This is a genomic window from Streptomyces niphimycinicus, assembly GCF_018883605.1.
GTDB classification, from domain to species: domain Bacteria; phylum Actinomycetota; class Actinomycetes; order Streptomycetales; family Streptomycetaceae; genus Streptomyces; species Streptomyces niphimycinicus.
The window spans coordinates 1-17594 of record NZ_JAHLEM010000261.1 but is presented as its reverse complement, the minus strand read 5'-3'; the positions used below and the strand labels follow the sequence as shown (position 1 = coordinate 17594).

13 protein-coding genes and 2 pseudogenes are annotated in these 17594 nt (G+C 71.5%); 8 read left to right on the top strand and 7 right to left on the bottom strand.

Features of this window, described 5'->3' with window-relative positions; translation table 11 throughout:
• Positions 1-87: 87 nt before the first annotated feature.
• Together hglS and KN815_RS23260 are read right to left on the bottom strand one after the other, a co-directional pair.
• Complete coding sequence (gene hglS / locus KN815_RS23265; RefSeq protein WP_216343879.1) at positions 88-1485, bottom strand: 2-oxoadipate dioxygenase/decarboxylase; 1398 nt, start codon at positions 1483-1485, stop codon at positions 88-90.
• A 29-nt stretch (positions 1486-1514) separates the two neighbouring features.
• The gene (locus KN815_RS23260) at positions 1515-2687 is read right to left on the bottom strand and encodes an NAD(P)/FAD-dependent oxidoreductase (RefSeq protein ID WP_216343878.1); all 1173 of its coding nucleotides are present in this window, start codon (positions 2685-2687) and stop codon (positions 1515-1517) included.
• A gap of 173 nt (positions 2688-2860) precedes the next feature.
• On the opposite strand from KN815_RS23260, the gene KN815_RS23255 reads away from it, so the two are divergent.
• Both KN815_RS23255 and KN815_RS23250 read left to right on the top strand, forming a co-directional pair.
• The gene (locus tag KN815_RS23255; protein ID WP_216343877.1) at positions 2861-3871 is read left to right on the top strand and encodes a LysR family transcriptional regulator; all 1011 of its coding nucleotides are present in this window, start codon (positions 2861-2863) and stop codon (positions 3869-3871) included.
• 274 nt (positions 3872-4145) lie between these two features.
• Entirely contained in the window at positions 4146-5555 is a 1410-nt protein-coding gene (locus KN815_RS23250) for an amino acid permease (RefSeq protein ID WP_216343876.1), read from the top strand.
• Positions 5556-5589: 34 nt separating this feature from the next.
• Here the strand turns inward: KN815_RS23250 and KN815_RS23245 are convergent, their stop codons facing one another.
• A complete protein-coding gene (locus KN815_RS23245) occupies positions 5590-6513 on the bottom strand; it encodes a LysR family transcriptional regulator (protein ID WP_216343875.1) in 924 nt (307 codons plus the stop codon).
• Between the two features lie 159 nt (positions 6514-6672).
• Here KN815_RS23245 and KN815_RS23240 point away from each other — a divergent pair, with 159 nt between their 5' ends.
• Positions 6673-9573 (top strand): FAD-binding and (Fe-S)-binding domain-containing protein, encoded by a 2901-nt coding sequence (locus KN815_RS23240; protein WP_253209179.1) that lies wholly within the window; start codon positions 6673-6675, stop codon positions 9571-9573.
• A gap of 40 nt (positions 9574-9613) precedes the next feature.
• Complete coding sequence (locus KN815_RS23235) at positions 9614-10759, top strand: Glu/Leu/Phe/Val family dehydrogenase (RefSeq protein WP_216343873.1); 1146 nt, start codon at positions 9614-9616, stop codon at positions 10757-10759.
• Between the two features lie 252 nt (positions 10760-11011).
• Here the strand turns inward: KN815_RS23235 and KN815_RS23230 are convergent.
• Together KN815_RS23230 and KN815_RS23225 are read right to left on the bottom strand one after the other, a co-directional pair.
• Positions 11012-11551 (bottom strand): annotated as a pseudogene (locus KN815_RS23230) (ATP-dependent endonuclease).
• Between the two features lie 42 nt (positions 11552-11593).
• Entirely contained in the window at positions 11594-11773 is a 180-nt protein-coding gene (locus KN815_RS23225) for a hypothetical protein (protein ID WP_216343880.1), read from the bottom strand.
• On the opposite strand from KN815_RS23225, the pseudogene KN815_RS23220 reads away from it, so the two are divergent.
• Positions 11729-12127: pseudogene (locus tag KN815_RS23220) on the top strand (DSD1 family PLP-dependent enzyme); the annotation flags it as partial. The gene KN815_RS23225 and the pseudogene KN815_RS23220 overlap by 45 nt on opposite strands.
• A 126-nt stretch (positions 12128-12253) precedes the next feature.
• Here KN815_RS23220 and KN815_RS23215 read toward each other — a convergent pair.
• Together KN815_RS23215 and KN815_RS23210 are read right to left on the bottom strand one after the other, a co-directional pair.
• On the bottom strand, positions 12254-12895 hold the full coding sequence (locus KN815_RS23215; RefSeq protein WP_216343871.1) for a PIG-L family deacetylase: 642 nt from the start codon (positions 12893-12895) through the stop codon (positions 12254-12256).
• 84 nt (positions 12896-12979) lie between these two features.
• Positions 12980-13663 carry an HAD family hydrolase gene (locus KN815_RS23210; RefSeq protein WP_216343870.1) on the bottom strand — a complete coding sequence of 228 codons (684 nt, stop codon included), beginning with the start codon at positions 13661-13663 and terminating at the stop codon, positions 12980-12982.
• 107 nt (positions 13664-13770) lie between these two features.
• Here KN815_RS23210 and KN815_RS23205 point away from each other — a divergent pair, with 107 nt between their 5' ends.
• The 3 genes from KN815_RS23205 to KN815_RS23195 form a co-directional block, all read left to right on the top strand.
• Positions 13771-15330, top strand: coding sequence for an alkaline phosphatase family protein (locus KN815_RS23205; RefSeq protein WP_216343869.1), 1560 nt, complete (start codon positions 13771-13773; stop codon positions 15328-15330).
• Between the two features lie 132 nt (positions 15331-15462).
• On the top strand, positions 15463-15729 hold the full coding sequence (locus KN815_RS23200; RefSeq protein WP_093466233.1) for an acyl carrier protein: 267 nt from the start codon (positions 15463-15465) through the stop codon (positions 15727-15729).
• Positions 15730-15744: 15 nt separating this feature from the next.
• The coding region (locus KN815_RS23195; protein ID WP_216343868.1) for a beta-ketoacyl-[acyl-carrier-protein] synthase family protein at positions 15745-17594 on the top strand (1850 nt) is incomplete at its 3' end.

Genomic DNA, 17594 nt, shown 5'->3' with positions numbered 1-17594 from the left:
CTCCAGGGCGGCGCGGGCGCGGGCGCGCAGGTCGTCCGTGGTGGGCAGTGCGGTGCTGGTCATGACGGTCCTTCGGGGTGTGAGGGGTCAGCTGGGGGTGCCGGTGAGCCCCAGCTCACGGGCGAGGTGTGCGAGGGAGTCGTTCTGCTGCTGCTCGTAGAGGGCGAAGGGGTCCAGGACATCGCGGCCGATGGCGCCGGAGAGCCAGTCGGCGTCGTACGCCGTGCCCTGCTGGTCGCTGTGGCGGGTGCCCTCGCCGCTGAGGTTGGACTGGAAGATCCCGGCGGCGGAGCGGGGCAGGAAGTCCTCGTAGACGATGGGCTCGGCGCGCACCCAGCCCTGCCGCAGCAGTTCGCCGATGCCGACCGGAGGCCGGCTGCCGTCGCGTGGCCGGTCGGGGCTGGGCTGGTAGGTGAAGTAGGCCAGCCCCCTGGCGGCGAGTTCCTGTTCGCTGCCGGGCAGGTGCCGCTCCCACACGGCGCGCGCGATCTCACCGCGGGGTTCCGAGGGGTTCCGGGACGCCTGCTCATCGATGTGGCCGAGGAGTTCGTCGTAGAGGGCGCGGCCCTCGCGGGTGAGGGCGATGCCGCGGGCCTCGACTTCACCGAAGCGGACTCTGAGGGCGCCGCTGATGACACTGCCGTCCGGGGTGCGCATCGCGCGGGGTTCTGCCAGGGCCCGGAAGGAGGTCTGGCGCAGCAGGACGTCGGGGCCCGTCCAGGCCGGTGGGCCCTGGATGGTGTCGATCATCTCGATGCCGCGATCGGTCATGCGCCGGTACAGCTCGTCGATGTCGAGGACGCGCGGGGTGAGGTGGTTGATATGGGTGCTGCGCACGCCGCCGATGTCCGCGGCGACGGCGGAGATCCGCTCCAGGGTCTCGTACCAGGTCCTGTCGACGGGCTCGGCGGACAGTTCGAATGCCCGCACGGCGAGGTGCAGGAACCGCTCGGCCTCCTGCTGGGGGAGTTCCCCTTCGGCGGTGGCACGGTCGGCGAGCGCGAGCAGCTCGGGGGGAAACAGTTCGCGGTCCGCGAGGAAGGCTTCCAGGCGCGAGCGCAGCTCGGCGTCGAAGAAACGGGGGTCGGCCGGGGTGAGCATGGAGGTGAAGACCCGGAAGGGATTGCGCGCCAGTTCCTCGCCGTCGACCGGCCGGAAGGCGGTGGAGACGACGGGGACGGCGCTGGCCGCGGCCTCCCGCAGATCGTAGAAGCCCACCGGGTGCATACCGAGTGCGCCGAAGATACGCGCCACTTGCCGCAGTTCTCGCGGGGTGCCGACACGGATGGCTCCGTGCCTCTCGGCGGTCACCCGGCCGATGGACCCGAGGCGCTCGGCGTCGGCTCCCCGCGCGCGCAGGACGTCCTCGTTGACCTCGCGCGAGACATCCACGAGCGTGGTGTAGGCGGGAACCTCCTGCCCGTACATCTCCGACAGCCGCGCCGCGAACGCGGCCCTGAGCTGCCACTGACTGATCGTTGACATGGTTCGGCCCTTCGATCGGGGTTCACGGTTCACACCACATGTGCTTCGGGGCGGATCTCGGCGCCGAGGCGGAACCGGTCGGCGCTGAGCGGGGAGATGTCGGTGAACGGCTCACGCTCCAGGTACAGATCGCGGACGACTTCGCCGACCGCGGGCGCCTGAAGGAATCCATGGCCGGAAAACCCTGCGGCGTAGAGGAAGTTGGGCAGTGTGCCGGAGCGGCCGATCAGCGCGTTGTGGTCCGGGGTGACCTCGTACAGGCCGGCCCATCCGCCGACGGTCTCCATGTCGGCCAGGGCGGGGGCGCGGTGGCGGGCGACGGTGCGGAACTGCTCCATCCACTCCGGGGTCCAAGTGGTGTCGAAGCCGTCCTCCTGGTCGGGCTCGGCCAGCCCGAGCAGCAGACCGTCGTCGCTGTTGTGGAAGTAGGCGGTCGAGGAGAAGTCGATGGTGAACGGGATGCGCGGGGCGGGCGGCGCGAGCGGCGCGGTGAACGCAAGCTGCCGTTTCACGGGCCGGACCGGGAGGTTGATCCCGGCCATGTCGCCGATCCGCGCCGACCAGGCCCCCGCCGCGCAGACGACGGTGGAGCACGCGATACGGCCGTGGCTGGTGTGCACACCGACGACACGGTCCCCGGCCGTGTCGATACCGGAGACCGCGGTGTGAGTGGCGATGGTGACACCGGCCCGGGCCGCGGCCCGCGCATACCCCTCGACGACCAGCCCGGGGCGGGCGTGCCCGTCGGCCGGGGAGTACGCGGCGGCCACGAGACCGTCGGTGCTGAGATAGGGACACAGGCGCTGGGCCTCGTCCGGGCTGATCATGCGGCTCGGCACGTCCAGGCTGTTCTGGAGCTCGACGCCGGTCTCGAAGTCACTCGCCTGCTGTTCGCTGTCGAGCAGGAAGAGGTAGCCGACGGTGTCGAGCCGGATGTCGGCGCCGGGCCGATGGGGGAACTCCTGGTAGGCACGCAGGCTGCGGCTGCCCAGCTCGATGTTGAGCGGATCGGAGAACTGGGCACGTACGCCGCCGATCGGCTTGCCGGAACTGCCGCGGCCGAGGTCGTCGCGCTCGACGACGACGATATTCGTCACCCCGGCCTCGGCGAGGTGAAACGCGATGCTCGCACCCATCACGCCGCCACCGATGATCACAACATCGGCGGAGGTCGGAACGGTACGGAGGGCGGAGGAGGGCAAAAGACCACTCCCTTCCAGAGGCCACCCCGTCGGACGGAGCCGGGTCCATGTCCGGGGGCGGCGGGGCTGTCAGGACAGAGCGATGCCGATCAGCAATCTGTGCGTCATCGTGCAGCACACCAAACGTTGACGTCTATCAACGGTCAATGCTTCTGATCTTTTAGGATCCCTATATGGACTGGACGAGTGCCCAGCTACGTTCGCTGGTGGAGCTGACCAGACGCGGCACCATCACCGCGGTCGCGGAAGCCCTGGGATACACCCCCGGCGGGGTCTCGCAGCAGATCGTCGCGCTGGAGAAGGCCACCGGCATGCAACTGCTGCGGCGGGTGGGACGCCGCGTGGAACTCACCGACGCCGGGGCCACACTGGCCCTGCACGCCGAGCGCATCCTCACCACGGAGGCCGAGGCCGTCGAAGCGCTGGAGCGCACCCGGAACGAGATCTCCGGAACGCTGCGGGTCGGGCTCTTCGCCACGGCCGCCGCCGAGATCCTGCCATCGGCGCTGCACCGGGTGCGCGAGACGCATCCGGGCGTGACCGTGCGCAGCCGGGACATGGACGTGGACGAGGTGTACGACGCGGTGGCCGGTGGAAGCGTGGACCTGGCGCTGGGCCTGGACTACCCGGACGTGCCCATCCCGCGGGACCCGTCGTTGCGGGTGATGGAGCTGTCCAGGGAGCGCTTCTCGCTCGCGGTTCCCACCGGAACCATGTCGGCTGGGCCCGGCCGGTCCGGTGGGTCCGGCCAGGCCGGTCCGTCCGGCAGTCGGTCCGGTCGGTCCGGTCGGCAGAAGGTCTCGCTCGCCGACACCAGGGAACAGGGATGGATCCTGCCGCCGGCCGGCAGCTACTACGGCCGCGCCGTGCTCACCGCCTGCCGTCGAGCCGGTTTCGAACCCCAGGTTCTGCACGAGGTGACGGACACGGCCGCCACCCTGGCCCTGGTCGAGGCCGGTGTCGGGGTCAGTGTGGTGACGGACCTGATGCTCCGGCTGCGCCCGTCCCGCCTCGATGTCCTGGAGCTGCACGAGACGATGGAGCGCCACATCGTGGTGGTGTTCCGTTCCTTCGCCGAGCACCGGCCGACGGTGGCCGCCCTGGTCGATGTCCTGCGAACCTCCGTGGGCCGCCGGCCGTCCAGGCGTAAGCAGCAAAGTGACGGCAAGCCCCTCACTCGCTGAAAGGGACGGAAGAGGGCCCAGGTTCTCTTGGTCTCAGGAGCGCAAGTTGTCGCGCTGCTGAGTCTTTCGAGCGCGGCACACCCTGGGTGATGGTTTCAGGCCAGTGGTGACCCCCACCACGTCGGCGGCCCGTCGTGCCGCCGCCTCGCCTGCCATGGAGCCAGCGATGTCCCCCCATCACACCCCAAAACAAGGGCTTCCCGCACTTCTGGGAAGAGGACCCCAGGGGATCTTCAGACGCACACTCCCCTCCGAGCAGCCCGCCGGCGAGCGCATGGTGCGCACCCTCGGGCTGACACAGCTGACGATGATCGGCGTCGGTGCGATCATCGGTGCCGGTATCTTCAGCCTGGCAGCGGCCGTCGCCAGGGACGTCGCCGGCCCCGCGGTACTGATCTCGTTCCTGGTCGCCGGAGCCGCGTCGCTGTGCGCGGCCTTCGCGTATGCGGAGTTCGCCGGCATGGTGCCGAAAGCCGGCTCCTCCTACACCTACTGCGCGGCGGTCCTCGGGGAGATCGTGGGCTGGATCGTGGGGTGGGACCTGCTCCTGGAGTACACCGCCATCGTCGCGGTCGTCGCGATCGGCATGTCCGGCTACCTGGGCTTCCTCCTGGATGCCGTCGGCATCCACCTGCCCACCTGGGCGCTGGGCGCTCCAGGCACCGGCGCCGGCCACAGGATCGACCTGCTGGCCGTGGCGATCTGCCTGGCCGTCGCCTGGCTGCTGACCCGTGGCACCCGCACCTCCGCCCGCGTCGAGACCGTGCTGACCATCGTCAAGATCGCCATCGTTCTCGTGGTGATCGTGGTCGGCTTCACCAAGGTCGACACCGGCAACCTCTCGCCGTTCGCGCCCTTCGGGCTCGGCGGGGCCTTCACCGGAGCCGCCACCGTCTTCTTCGCCGTCTTCGGCTACGACGCGCTGAGCACCGCCGCCGAGGAGTCGGTGGAGGCCCGGAACAAGCTGCCCAAGGCCATGATGTTGTCGCTGGGCATCTCCATGGCCCTGTATGTGCTGGTGTGCATCGTGCTCACCGGCATCCAGCACTACACCGAGCTCAACCCGAACAGCGGTATCTCCAGCGCCTTCGCCAGCGTGGGACTGAACGGGCTGGCCAACGTCATCGCGGTCGGAGCGGTCATCGGTATCGTCACCGTGACGTTCTCCTTCATGATGGGCGCCTCACGCCTGTGGTACGCGCTCAGCCGGGACGGACTCATGCCGGCGTGGTTCGGTGCCATCCACCCCAAGCGCAGGGTTCCGCACCGCGCCACCTGGATCATCGGCATCGTCTCCGCCGTGCTCGCGGGCGTGCTGCCCATCAACGCGGTGGCGGAGCTGACCAACATCGGAGTCCTGCTGGCCTTCATGGTGGTCTGCCTCTCCGTGCTGATCCTCCGCTACCGGAAGCCGCACCTCAAGCGCACGTTCAGATGTCCTGGCATGCCGGTGGTGCCCGTCCTCGGCGTGATCTTCTCCGGCTGGCTGATGTCGTTCCTGCAATGGGAGACCTGGGTGCGGCTGGGGGCGTGGCTCGTTGTCGGGCTCGTCATCTACGGCGCCTACGGCTACCGACGCACCCGCCAGGTGATGCCCGGAGGGTCCGTGGACCTCGACGCCCTGGACGACCTGACCGACACCGAGGAGTCCGGGCCGCACGTCGTGCGGGCGCCTGGGCGGTAGGCGGCCATTGGGCGTACGCGTTCCCGCCGGGGGCCTATTCCGCCTGCTCGTCCCGTGCCTCGTGGACATACGGCTCTCCGGCCGGTACCGCACTGCGCAGGGAGCGGATCATCGTGCCGAGCAGTGGGTTGCTGTTCTCATCACGGTGCAGGGCCATCACACGGCGGAAGGCCGAGCGCTGCGCCACCCGAGTCGCCTCCACCGAGTCACCGGGCGAGTGACCGAGCCCCGGCACGATGGCCACGCCGAGGCCCGCGGACACCAGCTCCCGTACGACGTCGTAATTGTTGCTGCGGAAGGCGACCGCGGCCTCGAAACCGGCCACCGCGCACAACCGGGCCAGCGAGAGCGCACCGGCCGTGCCTTCCCTGCTGGTGATCCAGCGGGCCTGCGAGAGCCCGGCCAGGTGGGAGCTCAGATCGCTTCCGCGGGCCCTGAGCAGAACGAGGTCCTCGCGCACAAGCTCATGGCGGGCCAGGCCGTCCGACCACTGCCGGGGGTTCAGCCCGTACTCGTACACCAGCGCCACGTCCAGATCGCCGGCGTTCAGCGCGGCGACGAGCTCCTCCGGCTCACCCTCCTCGAGCTGCACCTGCGCCCGCGGGTGGGCCGAGGTCAGGGCCGACAGTGCCGATGGCACGAGCCGGACACTGGCGGTGGGGAAGCTTCCGAGCCTCAGCCCGGCCGTGGCACCGGTGGCGAGCTGGTGCACCTGATGGCCGAGGTCGTCCATGGCCGCCAGCACCGGGGCGCTGAGGTCGACCAGCCGGTGAGCCGCCGCGGTCGCCCGGACGCCGTGCGCCTCCCGCTCGAACAGCACCAGCCCTGTGTCCTTTTCCAGGGCGGAGATCTGCTGGGAGATCGCGGAGGCGGTGTAACCGAGCTCGCGGGACGCGACGACGAACGAGCCGGTGCGCACGACGGCCCTCAGGGTGAGTAGATGCTGAGGCTTGAGCAATGTGTTCCTCCCGCCGGACTCGGGACGGGCATAGCGTAAGCATCGCTGTCGCTCAAAGGTCAATACTTTCGTGCTGCTGGGTCTTGTGGGGTGGGCCGGGGCCGCAGATCGTTGCTGTGACGAGGCCGGACACGACCGATGAACAAGGGAGCAACCGCAGTGACGGCGACAGTACAGGGCGGCCCGGAGCGTCCCGACGCCGCGGCCGTGACCGAGGCGCTCACCCGAGGTGGCTGCGGCGAGGTGCACGGCGACGCCGGACGCCGGGCCCAATACGCGGCCGACGCCTCCAACTACCGGCAGATCCCCCTGGCCGTGGTCTTCCCCCGCGAGCGACGGCACGTGCTCAACACGATCGCCGTAAGCCGCCGCCTGGGCGTACCGATCACCTCGCGCGGCGCGGGCACCAGCACCTCGGGCCAGGCCATCGGCTCCGGCGTGGTCATGGACCTCTCCCGCTACTTCAACCGCCTCCTCGCGCTGGACCCCGCCACACGCACGGCAACGGTGCAGCCCGGCATCGTCCTGGACGACCTGCAACGGGCCGCCGGCGAACACGGCCTGCTCTTCGGTGCGGACCCCTCCACCCACAGCCGCTGCACGCTCGGCGGAATGATCGGCAACAACGCGTGCGGCTCGCACTCCCTCGCCTGGGGCCGCACCGCGGAGAACGTGCTGGAACTCGAAGTGGTCACCTATCGCGGCACGGTGCTGCGGCTCGGTGAGATGACTCAAGGAGAGATCGACGCGGCCATCGCCGTCGGCGACGACCGCGGCCACCTCATCGCGGCCCTGTACCGCCTGGCCGAGCGGAACCTGGCAACCCTGCGCACGCGACTGGGCCGGTTCCCCCGGCAGGTCTCCGGCTACGCGCTCGAACATCTGCTGCCGGAGCGGCGCTTCAACCTCGCCCGGGCCCTGGTCGGCAGCGAAGGCACACTCGCCGTCATCCTCTCCGCCACCGTCGGCCTCGTATCGCCTCCCCCCGCGCGAGCCCTGGTGGTGCTCGGCTACCGCGACGCATGTGCGGCAGCCGACGCCGTACCCGCCCTCCTGGAGCATCGGCTCCTGGCACTGGAAGGGCTCGACCACGCCCTGACCGACATCGTCACCCGCACCGAGACCCGCCGGGCGATCGACACCCTGCCCGGGGCCCGGGCATGGCTCTTCGCGGAACTCGGCGGCCGGGAAGACGAACTGCCCAGTCGTGCCGGGGAACTTGTCGCGGCGGCCGGGCAGACCGCCGGATTCACCGGCAGCGAGATCGTCACCGACCCTGTGCGCGCCCGGCAACTGTGGCGGATCCGGGAAGACGGAGCCGGTCTGGCCACCCGCCTGCCCGATGGATCGGAAGCATGGCCCGGCTGGGAGGACGCGGCCGTTCCTCCCGACCAACTGGGCTCCTATCTCCAGCAGTTCACCGAACTGCTCGCACGACACCACTTGCGGGGAGCGGTCTACGGGCACTTCGGGGAGGGCTGCCTGCACATACGGATCAACTTCGACTTCACCACCGAACACGGCACCGCCGGCTTCCGCGCCTTCGTCACCGAAGCCGCCGAACTGATCGCCGCGCACGGCGGCTCCCTCTCGGGAGAGCACGGCGACGGCCAGGCCCGCTCCGAGCTGCTGCCGCTGATGTACGACCCGGACGTCATCGCCCTGTTCAAGCGGTTCAAGGGCGTCTGGGATCCCGACAACGGCCTGAACCCCGGAATGATCGTCGATCCGCTGCCCGTCGACGGCAATCTGCGGGTCAGCCCGCACCGCACACCCCTGCCCCTGACCACCGTCTTCCCCTTCCACTCCGACGACGGCGACTTCGCCAAGGCAGCCCGCCGGTGCGTCGGCGTCGGCAAGTGCCGTACGGCCGCCCCGCGCGGCGACGTCATGTGCCCCAGCTACCGTGTCACCCTCGACGAGAAGGACTCCACCCGTGGCCGCGCCCGCCTGCTGTACGAAATGACCCAGGGCGAGGTCATCACCGACGGCTGGCGGTCCACCGAAGTGCGGGACGCGCTCGATCTGTGTCTGTCGTGCAAGGGATGCGGCGCCGACTGCCCGGTCGGCGTGGACGTGGCCACGTACAAGTCGGAGTTCCTGCACCACCATTACCGGGGACGGATCAGGCCCGCCTCCCACTACTCCATGGGCTGGCTGCCCCTGCTGTCGCGCGTGGCCGCCCGCATGCCCCGGCTGGTCAACGCCCTCACGGCGTCGCGCCTCGCGCCGACGATCAAGCGACTGGGAGGCATAGCCGAAGAGCGTGATGTGCCCCGCTTCGCCGATCGGACCTTCCTGGCCTGGTTCCGCACGCGTACGGCCGAGGGCGACGGACACCGCGGCCCCGTCATGCTGTGGGTGGATTCCTTCAACAACCACTTCACCCCCGACGTCCTCAAAGCCGGCGTGGCGGTACTGGAACATGCCGGATACCGAGTCCAGGTCCCGGCCGGCACCCAGTGCTGCGGACTCACCTGGATCACCACCGGACAGCTCGGCATCGCCCGCCGAATCGCCCGCCGCACCGCCACCGCGCTCGCACCGGCCATCCGCGCGGGCATGCCGGTCGTGGGTCTGGAACCGAGCTGCACCGCGACGTTGAGAACCGATCTGCCCGAGCTCCTGGACGGTGACACCGACGCATCTGCGCTCGCCCGTTCCACCCGCACCCTCGCCGAACTCCTCGTCCATCACACCGAGGGCTGGCGGCCTCCGCACATCGACGCCCGCTCCATCAGTCAGACCCACTGCCACCAGCACGCCACCAGCGGCTTCACCGCCGACAGCGAACTCCTGGACGTTATGGGGGTCGACAACGCCATCCTCAACTCCGGCTGCTGCGGACTGGCGGGAAACTTCGGCTTCGAACGTGGCCACTACGACGTATCCGTCGCGGCCGGTGAACAGGTCCTGCTGCCCGCGGTTCGAGCCGCCGCGCCGGACACCGTCGTCCTCGCGGACGGCTTCAGCTGCCGCACCCAGATCACCCAGCGGACCGACCGCACGGGCACCCACCTCGCCGAACTCATGGCCCGTGCCCTGCCCCCGCGATCCTGACCAACCGGCCCTTTCCTTCCGCAGACAAGGAACCCGCACTGTGACTGACGCACTGTCCCTCGTGGACGACTGGGGACCCGAAAAGATCGTCGTCGTCTCCCACCGACGCACCGGCATGAAGGGCGTCCTGGTCATCGACAACACCGCCCGCGGCATGGGCAAGGGCGGCACCCGTATGAGCCCGGCCGTCTCGGTCGGTGAGGTCGCCCGCCTGGCCCGTGTCATGACGTGGAAGTGGGCCAGTGTCGACCTCTTCTACGGTGGCGCGAAAGCCGGCATCGTGGCGGACCCGGCCTCACCCGACAAGGAAGCGATCCTGCGCGCCTTCGCCCGCGCCCTGTCCAACGAGGTGCCCCGCGAATACGTCATGGGTCTCGACATGGGGCTGACCGAGAACGACGCGGCCATCGTCCAGGACGAACTCGGCGACCGCGGCGCGGCCGTCGGCACCCCGGGCCACCTCGGGGGAGTGGCCTACGACGAGCTCGGTGTCACCGGCTATGGAGTGGCCGAGGCCGCGGACGCGGCCGCTCAGCACCTTCGGCTACCACTCGGCGGCGCCAGGGTCGCCATCCAGGGATTCGGGGCGGTCGGCCACGCCGCCGCCGGGCGGTTCGCCGAACTCGGCGCCACCGTCGTCGCCGTATCCACCGCGCAGGGAGCCCTCCACGACCCCGCCGGACTGGACGTGGCCGCACTGCACGCCGCGAGGCAAGAGCACGGTGACGCCTTCGTCACCCGCCACCACCAGGGCGTCGTCATACCACCCGGCCAGGAACTCGCCGTCGACTGCGACATCCTGGTCCCGGCGGCCCTGCAGGATGTCATCGACGACACAACCGCCCACCGGATCAAGGCCAAGCTGGTGGTGGAAGGCGCCAATCTGCCCACCTCACCACGGGCACAGTCCATCCTCGCGGAACGTGGCATCTCCCTCCTGCCCGACTTCGTGGCCAACGCCGGTGGCGTTGTCGCCGCCGCCTTCGCGATGGACGCCCGCTACTCCGGATTCCGGCCCGAGACCTCCACCATCTTCGAGACGATCTCCAAGCGGCTGCGCACCAACGCCGTCACCGTTCTCGAAGAAGCCCGGCGCCGCGCCAGCACCCCGCATATCGCGGGCCGCGGCCTCGCCGAGGAACGCGTCCGCGCCGCCATGCGCAGCAAGGGCCGCATCGGCCCCTGATCCTCTTGTTGCCTGCATGCGTCCCGGTACCGGCTACCTGTCAAGCAGGTGACACCGAGAGGGAGGAGCACGGACTGCCGCTGGTCCGCTTTCCGCCCGCCCGCACCGCCGACGCGCACCGAGCGGTGGAGAGCGGTGCGGTCGGCAAGGTCCTGGTGGACGTCGCGTCGTGACGTCCCGTCGGCCACCGTGTGAATATCCGGGCAAACCGCCATGGGCTGAACTCACGAGCACTCATTGAGCCTCCGGTGGTCAGAGGCTGGTGAGCAGGCCGTCGAGCGGGGCGGGTACGCGGTCGGGGTCGAGGGCCTCGACCAGGACGTGGCCGTAGCGGATCTTGCGCCCCTTCTTCGTGCCGAGGAAACGCCGCAACTGCTGCTGTGAGGTGCGGCCCCGCTGTGCGGGCTGGCGCAGGAACGTCTGGAGGGCGCGCAGATCGCCCTCCGCCCGGACGAGCTCCTCCACCCGTGTCACGCCCAGCGCGCGGATGAGCTCGTCTTCCAGGTCCGCCGCGCAGACGAAGAACTCCTGCTGTGCCGCACTGGCCCGCTCCAAGCCGCGGGTGTAGTAGCGGCGCTCCGCCTCGTCGCACAGTCCCGTGAGGCGGAGCCCCAGGCCGGGTGGTCCGAGGAGATGGGCGAAGCGCCCGACGCTCATCGCACCGCCCTCGGCCCTTCGAGCAGGACGGCCGCCCGGACAGGGCAGCCGGGCGGCCAACTCGCGCGTGGGGCCGCCGGGGCCGCCGGCCGCCCACGTGGTGACCGCGTCCCGGAACGACCCCATGTCAACCATGGGGCGAGTCTCCGTCTCTTCCGGCCACCTCGCCAGGGAATTTCACCCTCCCCGGGCCGACTGCCGGCGGTTACGGTCCAGCACGGTGAGCAGGTCGCGCTGCCCGCCGTCGCCGTCCCGCCATGCGGTCTCGGTGGCGATGACGCCGAGCGGCGAGACGGCCCCGTACAGGTCCGGATCGACGACCTCGCGCTGTCGGTCGTCGTCACCGTCATCGGACATCGCCCCGAGTGCGGCTGGATCGTCACCGACGGCGGCTGGATGGCGATGTCCCGCGACCGCCGCGGCACGGCGGCTCAGCCCCAGGACCAGGGATACGGCCTGGTCACCGACCTGGAGGGACGCCTCAGCCCCGGCCTGGTGATGAGCGCCGTGAGCCAGGAACACGGCACCATCACCGCCCGCGACGGCGCCACCCTGCCCGACCTGCCCATGGGCACCCGTCTGCGCGTCCTGCCCAACCACGCCTGCGCCACGGCCGCACAGCACCGCGGCTACCACGTCATCGACAGCGGCCGTTCAGCGACGGACGCATCCGCCGTCCAAGCCGTCTGGAACCGCGTCAGCGGCTGGTGACCAGCCACCAATGGCCCTGAACAAGTTCAACGCACGAGCTTCTCGTCACGCACCCGGTGCTGATAGCGCTGCGGTGACTCTCCTACTTCGCGTTCGAACGCGGTGGGAGCGGCTAACTCCGCCACTTTAGGTGGCCAGGCGGTGCTCCCGCCACACCGCCGGGGTGCGGGCGTGCCCGGCCAGCGCCCGGCCGAACCGCAGCGGCCCGCCGAACATCTCCGTCACCTGGGAGCGGTAGGCGAGGGCACCGCGCAGCCAGGCGGAGAAGTCGGCCCGGTGCTCGGTGACCTCCATACGGGGACCGCCCGCCGGGGGCGGCCGATAGGGGAACTCGGCGTAGTACGCGACCTGGACGCCGGTCCCGGCCGCCGCGCGCTCGGCGGCGACACGCGCGATGACATGGTCCACATGGGTGCGTCCGGCCAGCGGAAGCAGCAGCAGGTCGGCCTCGCGCAGATACGGGCCGAGCGTTGCCGCGACCGCCTCGGCCGTCCCCGCGTCGTCGGGGTGTACGGCGCGGCGGCGCGACAGCGGCCCCGGGTAGCGGTCCTCGCGGTGCACGGCGTCGGGGAAGCCGAGGCCGACCGCCCGGAGGGGCCAAGCGGCCAGCGCGGCGGCGTCCTCGGCCCGGCGGACGGCGGCCGCGGGGCCGCCGTCGAAGACCGTGACCACGGTGAGAGCGTCCGCGCCTGCCGCCCACGCGCCGAACATCCCGCCGCAGGACCACACGGCGTCATCGGGATGCGGGCTCACCACGACCCGGCGCATCGGCCCTCGATCGTGGCCGGCGGCGCGATCTCCGGGCGGCGCCGGCCGAGTTGAGCCGGATCCGGGCCGCTGAGCAGCAGCGGCTCAGACATCGTGGGCTCCCGTAGACGTCTCCCGTACGGGGGAGGGCAGGCCGAACACCGCGAGCAGGTCGAGGGCGGTCCCCGCGTAGTGGTCGGGGCCTTCGGCGCGCAGCGTCTCCGGGGCGGTCTGTCCCCAGCCCGCCGCGACCACGGTGGCGCCCGCGGCCCGGCCGGAGCGCATGTCCAGCACGCTGTCGCCGACGAAGAACGCCCGTGCCGCGCCGGGGGCGTCGGGCAGTGCGGCGAGCGCGGTCAGCACGATCTCCGGATCGGGCTTGGGCCGCGTCACCTGGTCGCTGCCGATCACGACGTCCAGGCCGTGGGCGATCCCGGCCGCGGTGAGCGCCTGCATGGCGCGTTCGTAGGTCTTGCCGGTCGCGACGGCGGTCGGCACCCCGGCCGAGGCGAGCGAGGCCAGCACCACCGGGATGCCCGGGTGCGCGGTGACCAGCTCGATATGGCGGGTGCTCTCGGCCGCGTAGACCGCCGCCAACTCGGCGGGCAGGCCGAGGGCTTCGAGGATCCGGGGCAGCGGCGCGCCCATATGGGCCAGGAATGTGGTGAACGGCGGATCGCCCGGCCGTCCGGCGGCCCGCCAGGTGGCGGCGAAGGCGCGGCGCATGTTTTCGGTGGTGTCGAGCAGGACGCCGTCCAGGTCGAAGACGACAGCGGAGGTAGCGCTCATGACCTCGATGATTGCGAGCGTGATGACCAAAGTCAATGCGGATGTTTGACTTTAGTTGTCGGCCTGCATACCGTGGCTCCATAAGCGGTGAGCAGGGGGGACCGACCATGCCGCATACCGCACCACCCAAGGCCGTCGTGCTCGGCATCGACGGGGGCAGCCTCGATCTGATCGAGCCGCTGGTCGCCGAGGGCGCGCTGCCGGTGCTCGGCAGGCTCCTCGCCGACAGCGCACACGGCCCGACCACCACCACCTGGCCGGCGCACACCGCGCCCGGCTGGAGTACGTTCGTCACCGCGCGCCGCCCCGGCGGCCACGGCATCTACCAATTCTTCGACACCCAGGACCCGGTCTACGGGGACCGTCTGGTCGGCACCGGCGACTACGGCTGCGACACCGCCTGGGAGTGGTTCGCCCGGCAGGGCTGGAGCGTCGGGCTGGTCAATGTGCCGATGTCCCACCCGCCCCGCGAGGTCCCCGGCTACCAGCTCACCTGGCCGCTGGCGCGGACCCTGCGCTACAGCGAACCGCCGGGCCTGCTGGGGGAGCTGGCCCGGGCGGGCGCGGGCTTCAAGGCCGATATCGCCGCGATGTTCCGGGGCGACCTGTCCTACGCGGAGGCGGCTGTCGAGCATGTCAGGGCGCGCGGCCGGACGATCCAGTACGTGCTGCGTGAGCGCCCGGTCGACGTCTTCATGGCGGTCATCACCGAGATCGACCGCATCTGCCACCACTACTGGCACTTCGCCGACGCCTGCCACGACCGTCACACCCTCCCCGACCGCCAGGAGTGGGCCGACGCGATCCGCGCCACCTACATCGCGATCGACGAGGTGTTCGGCGAGATCCTCGACGCGGTGGGCGACGAGACGCCCGTCATGCTGCTGTCGGACCACGGGTTCGGGCCGGGCCGCTACAACGTCGCCGTCAACGCCGTGCTCGCCGAGGCCGGGCTGCTGGCCACCCGGCCCGCCGCCACCCCGCCCGCCGCGGGTGACGGCCTCGCCGACTGGTTCCGGGCCGACGGCCGCGAGGTGGACTTCACCCGCACCCGCGCCTATATGCCCACGCCCGGCTGCTACGCGGTCAACGTCAACCTCGCGGGCCGCCAGCGCGACGGCATGGTGACCGACCCGGGCCCCGTCCTGGCCGAGGCCGCCGAGCTGCTGCTGGGGCTGCGCGCCCCCGACACCGGCGAGCCGGTCTTCGCCGCCGCGCTGCCGCGCGCGGACGCCTACCCGGGCCCGATGACGCACGCGGCCCCCGATCTGCTGCTCATCCCCGCCGACGAGGGCGTGCTGGCGAGCCCGGCGATCAGCGGCCCGCTGTGGCGGCCCAGCGAACAGACCGGCATGCACCGCTATCTGGGGATGTGGGCGCTGCGCGGGACGAGCCTTGCGCCGGGCCGCCGCACCGCCCCCGTCGCACTCGCCGATCTGATGCCCACGCTGCTGGCGGAGGCCGGTCTGACCTTCCCGGCCGCCGTCCACGGCCGCCCGCTCCAGTGGGACGGCCGGGACGGCCGGGACGGCGCCGACGGTGGACGCGCCTTCCTCGCCCCCGGGGAGACCGCCTCCGCGGTGGCGTCCGGGAGCGCCGAGGAGACGGCGCGGCTGAGCGAGGAGGACCTGACCGCCAAGGCGCTCGGCGCCATGGGCTACCTGTGAGACGGCGACCGATCCGGTGACGGCGACCAACCCGGTGAAAGCGACCGATCCGGCGACCGCGGCCACTCCTTCGAGCCACGACTGGCACAACATCCGGCCCTCCCGGGCCGCCCGACAACGTACGGAGGTCTGATGAACGACACCAAGGACCGTCTGCGCCGCGTGCTGGTGGAATCACTGCGGCTGGACCTCGCCCCCGAGGCGGTGCCCGACACCGGCCTGCGCGAGGCGGTCGGCATCGACTCGGTGATGGGGCTGGAGTTCCTCATCTGGGTGGAGAACGAGTTCGGCATACAGATCCAGGACGAGGACCTCAGCGTCGAGCTGGTCGACTCGCTCGACACGCTCGCCGCCTACGTGGACGAGCGCGCGGCGCAGACCGCCGCCGCCCGGGATTGACGGGGGGCGACAGGCGTGAGCTTCCCGGTGGTCATCACGGGCATGGGCGCCGTCACCGTATTCGGCGACGGCTGCACCGCGCTGTTCGAGGCGCTGCGCAAGGGCGAGTCGGGCCTGCACGAGCTGCGCGGCATCGCGGTCGCGCGCGGCAAGAACCGCTCGGCCCAGATCGAGGACCCACGCCGGACGGGCCCCTGGCGGCTGTCGGACATGGCGGTGGACGCCGCCCGCGAGGCGCTCGCCCAGGCGGGCGGGCCCGCGCCCGGCGTCACCGGCCTGTACGTGGGCACGACCGGCGGTGACAACCGGGCGCTGGAGGACCGCTGGGAGGACTTCCTGGCCGCCCGCCGGGCACTGGCGGCCGGGGCCGACCCGCAGGTGGACGACGAACTCGCCGAGGCGATGGTGCGGTTCCCGATCGGGGTGCTCGCCGATGTGCTGGCGCACCGGCTCGGCATCGAGGGCCCCCGCTACGCGGTGACGAACGCGTGCGCGTCCGGCACCACCGCGACCGCGATGGCCCTGCTGGCGCTGCGTCAGGGCACCGTGGACCGGGCCGTGGTGGTCGGCGCCGACCACCTCAAGGCCACCTCCTACTGGGGGGCCGAGCGCGCCGGGTTCGTGGGCCACGACCTGCGCCCCTTCCACGCCGACCGGGACGGCAGCGTCCTCGGGGACGGGGCCGGGGCGCTGGTCCTGGAGCGCGCCGCCGATACGGCCGCGCGCGGCGGCACCCCGCTGGCCGGGCTCGCGGGCTGGGCCATCACCTGCGACGACAACCCGCATGCGATCATCCCGCCGGAGGACGGCGCGTCCAACGCCGAGGCGGTCCGGCTGGCCCTGGCCGACGCCGGCATCTCGCCGGAGGAGGTCGACTACTTCAACGCGCATGGCACCGGGACACCGTTGATCGACCGGCTGGAGACCGCCTCGGCCAGGCTGGTCTTCGGCGACCGGGCGGGCCAGGTCGCGATCAGCAGCACCAAGTCGATCGTCGGGCATCTGGCCGCCGCGTCCCCGATCATCGAGGCGATCGCGACCGTGTACTGCCTCACCGAGCAGTGGGTGCACCCCACGGCCAAGCTCGACCGGATCGACCCCGCGCTCACCTTGGACTACGTCCCGCTGCGCGGCCGCCCGCAGCGGATCCGCGCGGCGGTGTCCAACTCGCTGGGCGGCGGCGGCACCAACGCCGTCCTGGCGTTCCGCCCACAGGACTGCGCCCAGGCCGCGCCGGACCCGTTGGAGCCCGCCCCCGACGCCTTCGAGCCCGTCGCCGACGTGGTGGTGACCGGGACCGGCGCGGTGAGCAGGCTCGGCGACGGCCCGGACGCCCTGGAGGCCGCCTACGGTCCCAACGCCGCACCCGGTCGGACCCGGCCCTACTCGGTGCTGGACCATATCGACGCGGCGGCGGGCTACCAGTACCTCAGCCGCTCGGCGCAGCTCGGGTTCGGCGCGGCGGCGCAGGCGATGGCCGACGCGGGCCTGCCCGTGCCGCTCCCCGCCGAAGGGCCGCTCGCCGGCCGCCGGGTGGCGGTGGTCATGGGCACGGCCGTCGGGGGCTTGAGCGCGATGGCCGAGACGCTGTGCCCGCATCTGTCCGCCGACCCGACGCGGATCACCCCGTCGATGTCGCTGGACCACGGGCCGCAGCTCGCCGCGACCCTGGTGTGCCGGGCCGCCGGTGTCACCGGCCCGATGGTCACCCTGATCAGCGGACCGGCCGCCGGTCTCCAGGCGGTGGAGGTCGGCCGGGCGCTGCTGGCGGCCGGGGCCTGCGACATCGTGATCGCGGGCGGCGGCGACGCGGGCGACGCCCCGACCCGGGACGCGGCGCGGCTGCTGGCGAGCCGTCAGGGCCG

Bases quoted from the DNA above. Each gene is read 5' to 3' on its own strand.
- hglS (WP_216343879.1), bottom strand. From the start codon at position 1,485: ATGTCAACGATCAGTCAGTGGCAGCTCAGGGCCGCGTTCGCGGCGCGG.
- KN815_RS23255 (WP_216343877.1), top strand. From the start codon at position 2,861: ATGGACTGGACGAGTGCCCAGCTACGTTCGCTGGTGGAGCTGACCAGA.
- KN815_RS23250 (WP_216343876.1), top strand. From the start codon at position 4,146: ATGGTGCGCACCCTCGGGCTGACACAGCTGACGATGATCGGCGTCGGT.
- KN815_RS23225 (WP_216343880.1), bottom strand. From the start codon at position 11,773: ATGTCCGATGACGGTGACGACGACCGACAGCGCGAGGTCGTCGATCCG.
- KN815_RS23215 (WP_216343871.1), bottom strand. From the start codon at position 12,895: ATGCGCCGGGTCGTGGTGAGCCCGCATCCCGATGACGCCGTGTGGTCC.
- KN815_RS23210 (WP_216343870.1), bottom strand. From the start codon at position 13,663: ATGAGCGCTACCTCCGCTGTCGTCTTCGACCTGGACGGCGTCCTGCTC.
- KN815_RS23205 (WP_216343869.1), top strand. From the start codon at position 13,771: ATGCCGCATACCGCACCACCCAAGGCCGTCGTGCTCGGCATCGACGGG.
- KN815_RS23200 (WP_093466233.1), top strand. From the start codon at position 15,463: ATGAACGACACCAAGGACCGTCTGCGCCGCGTGCTGGTGGAATCACTG.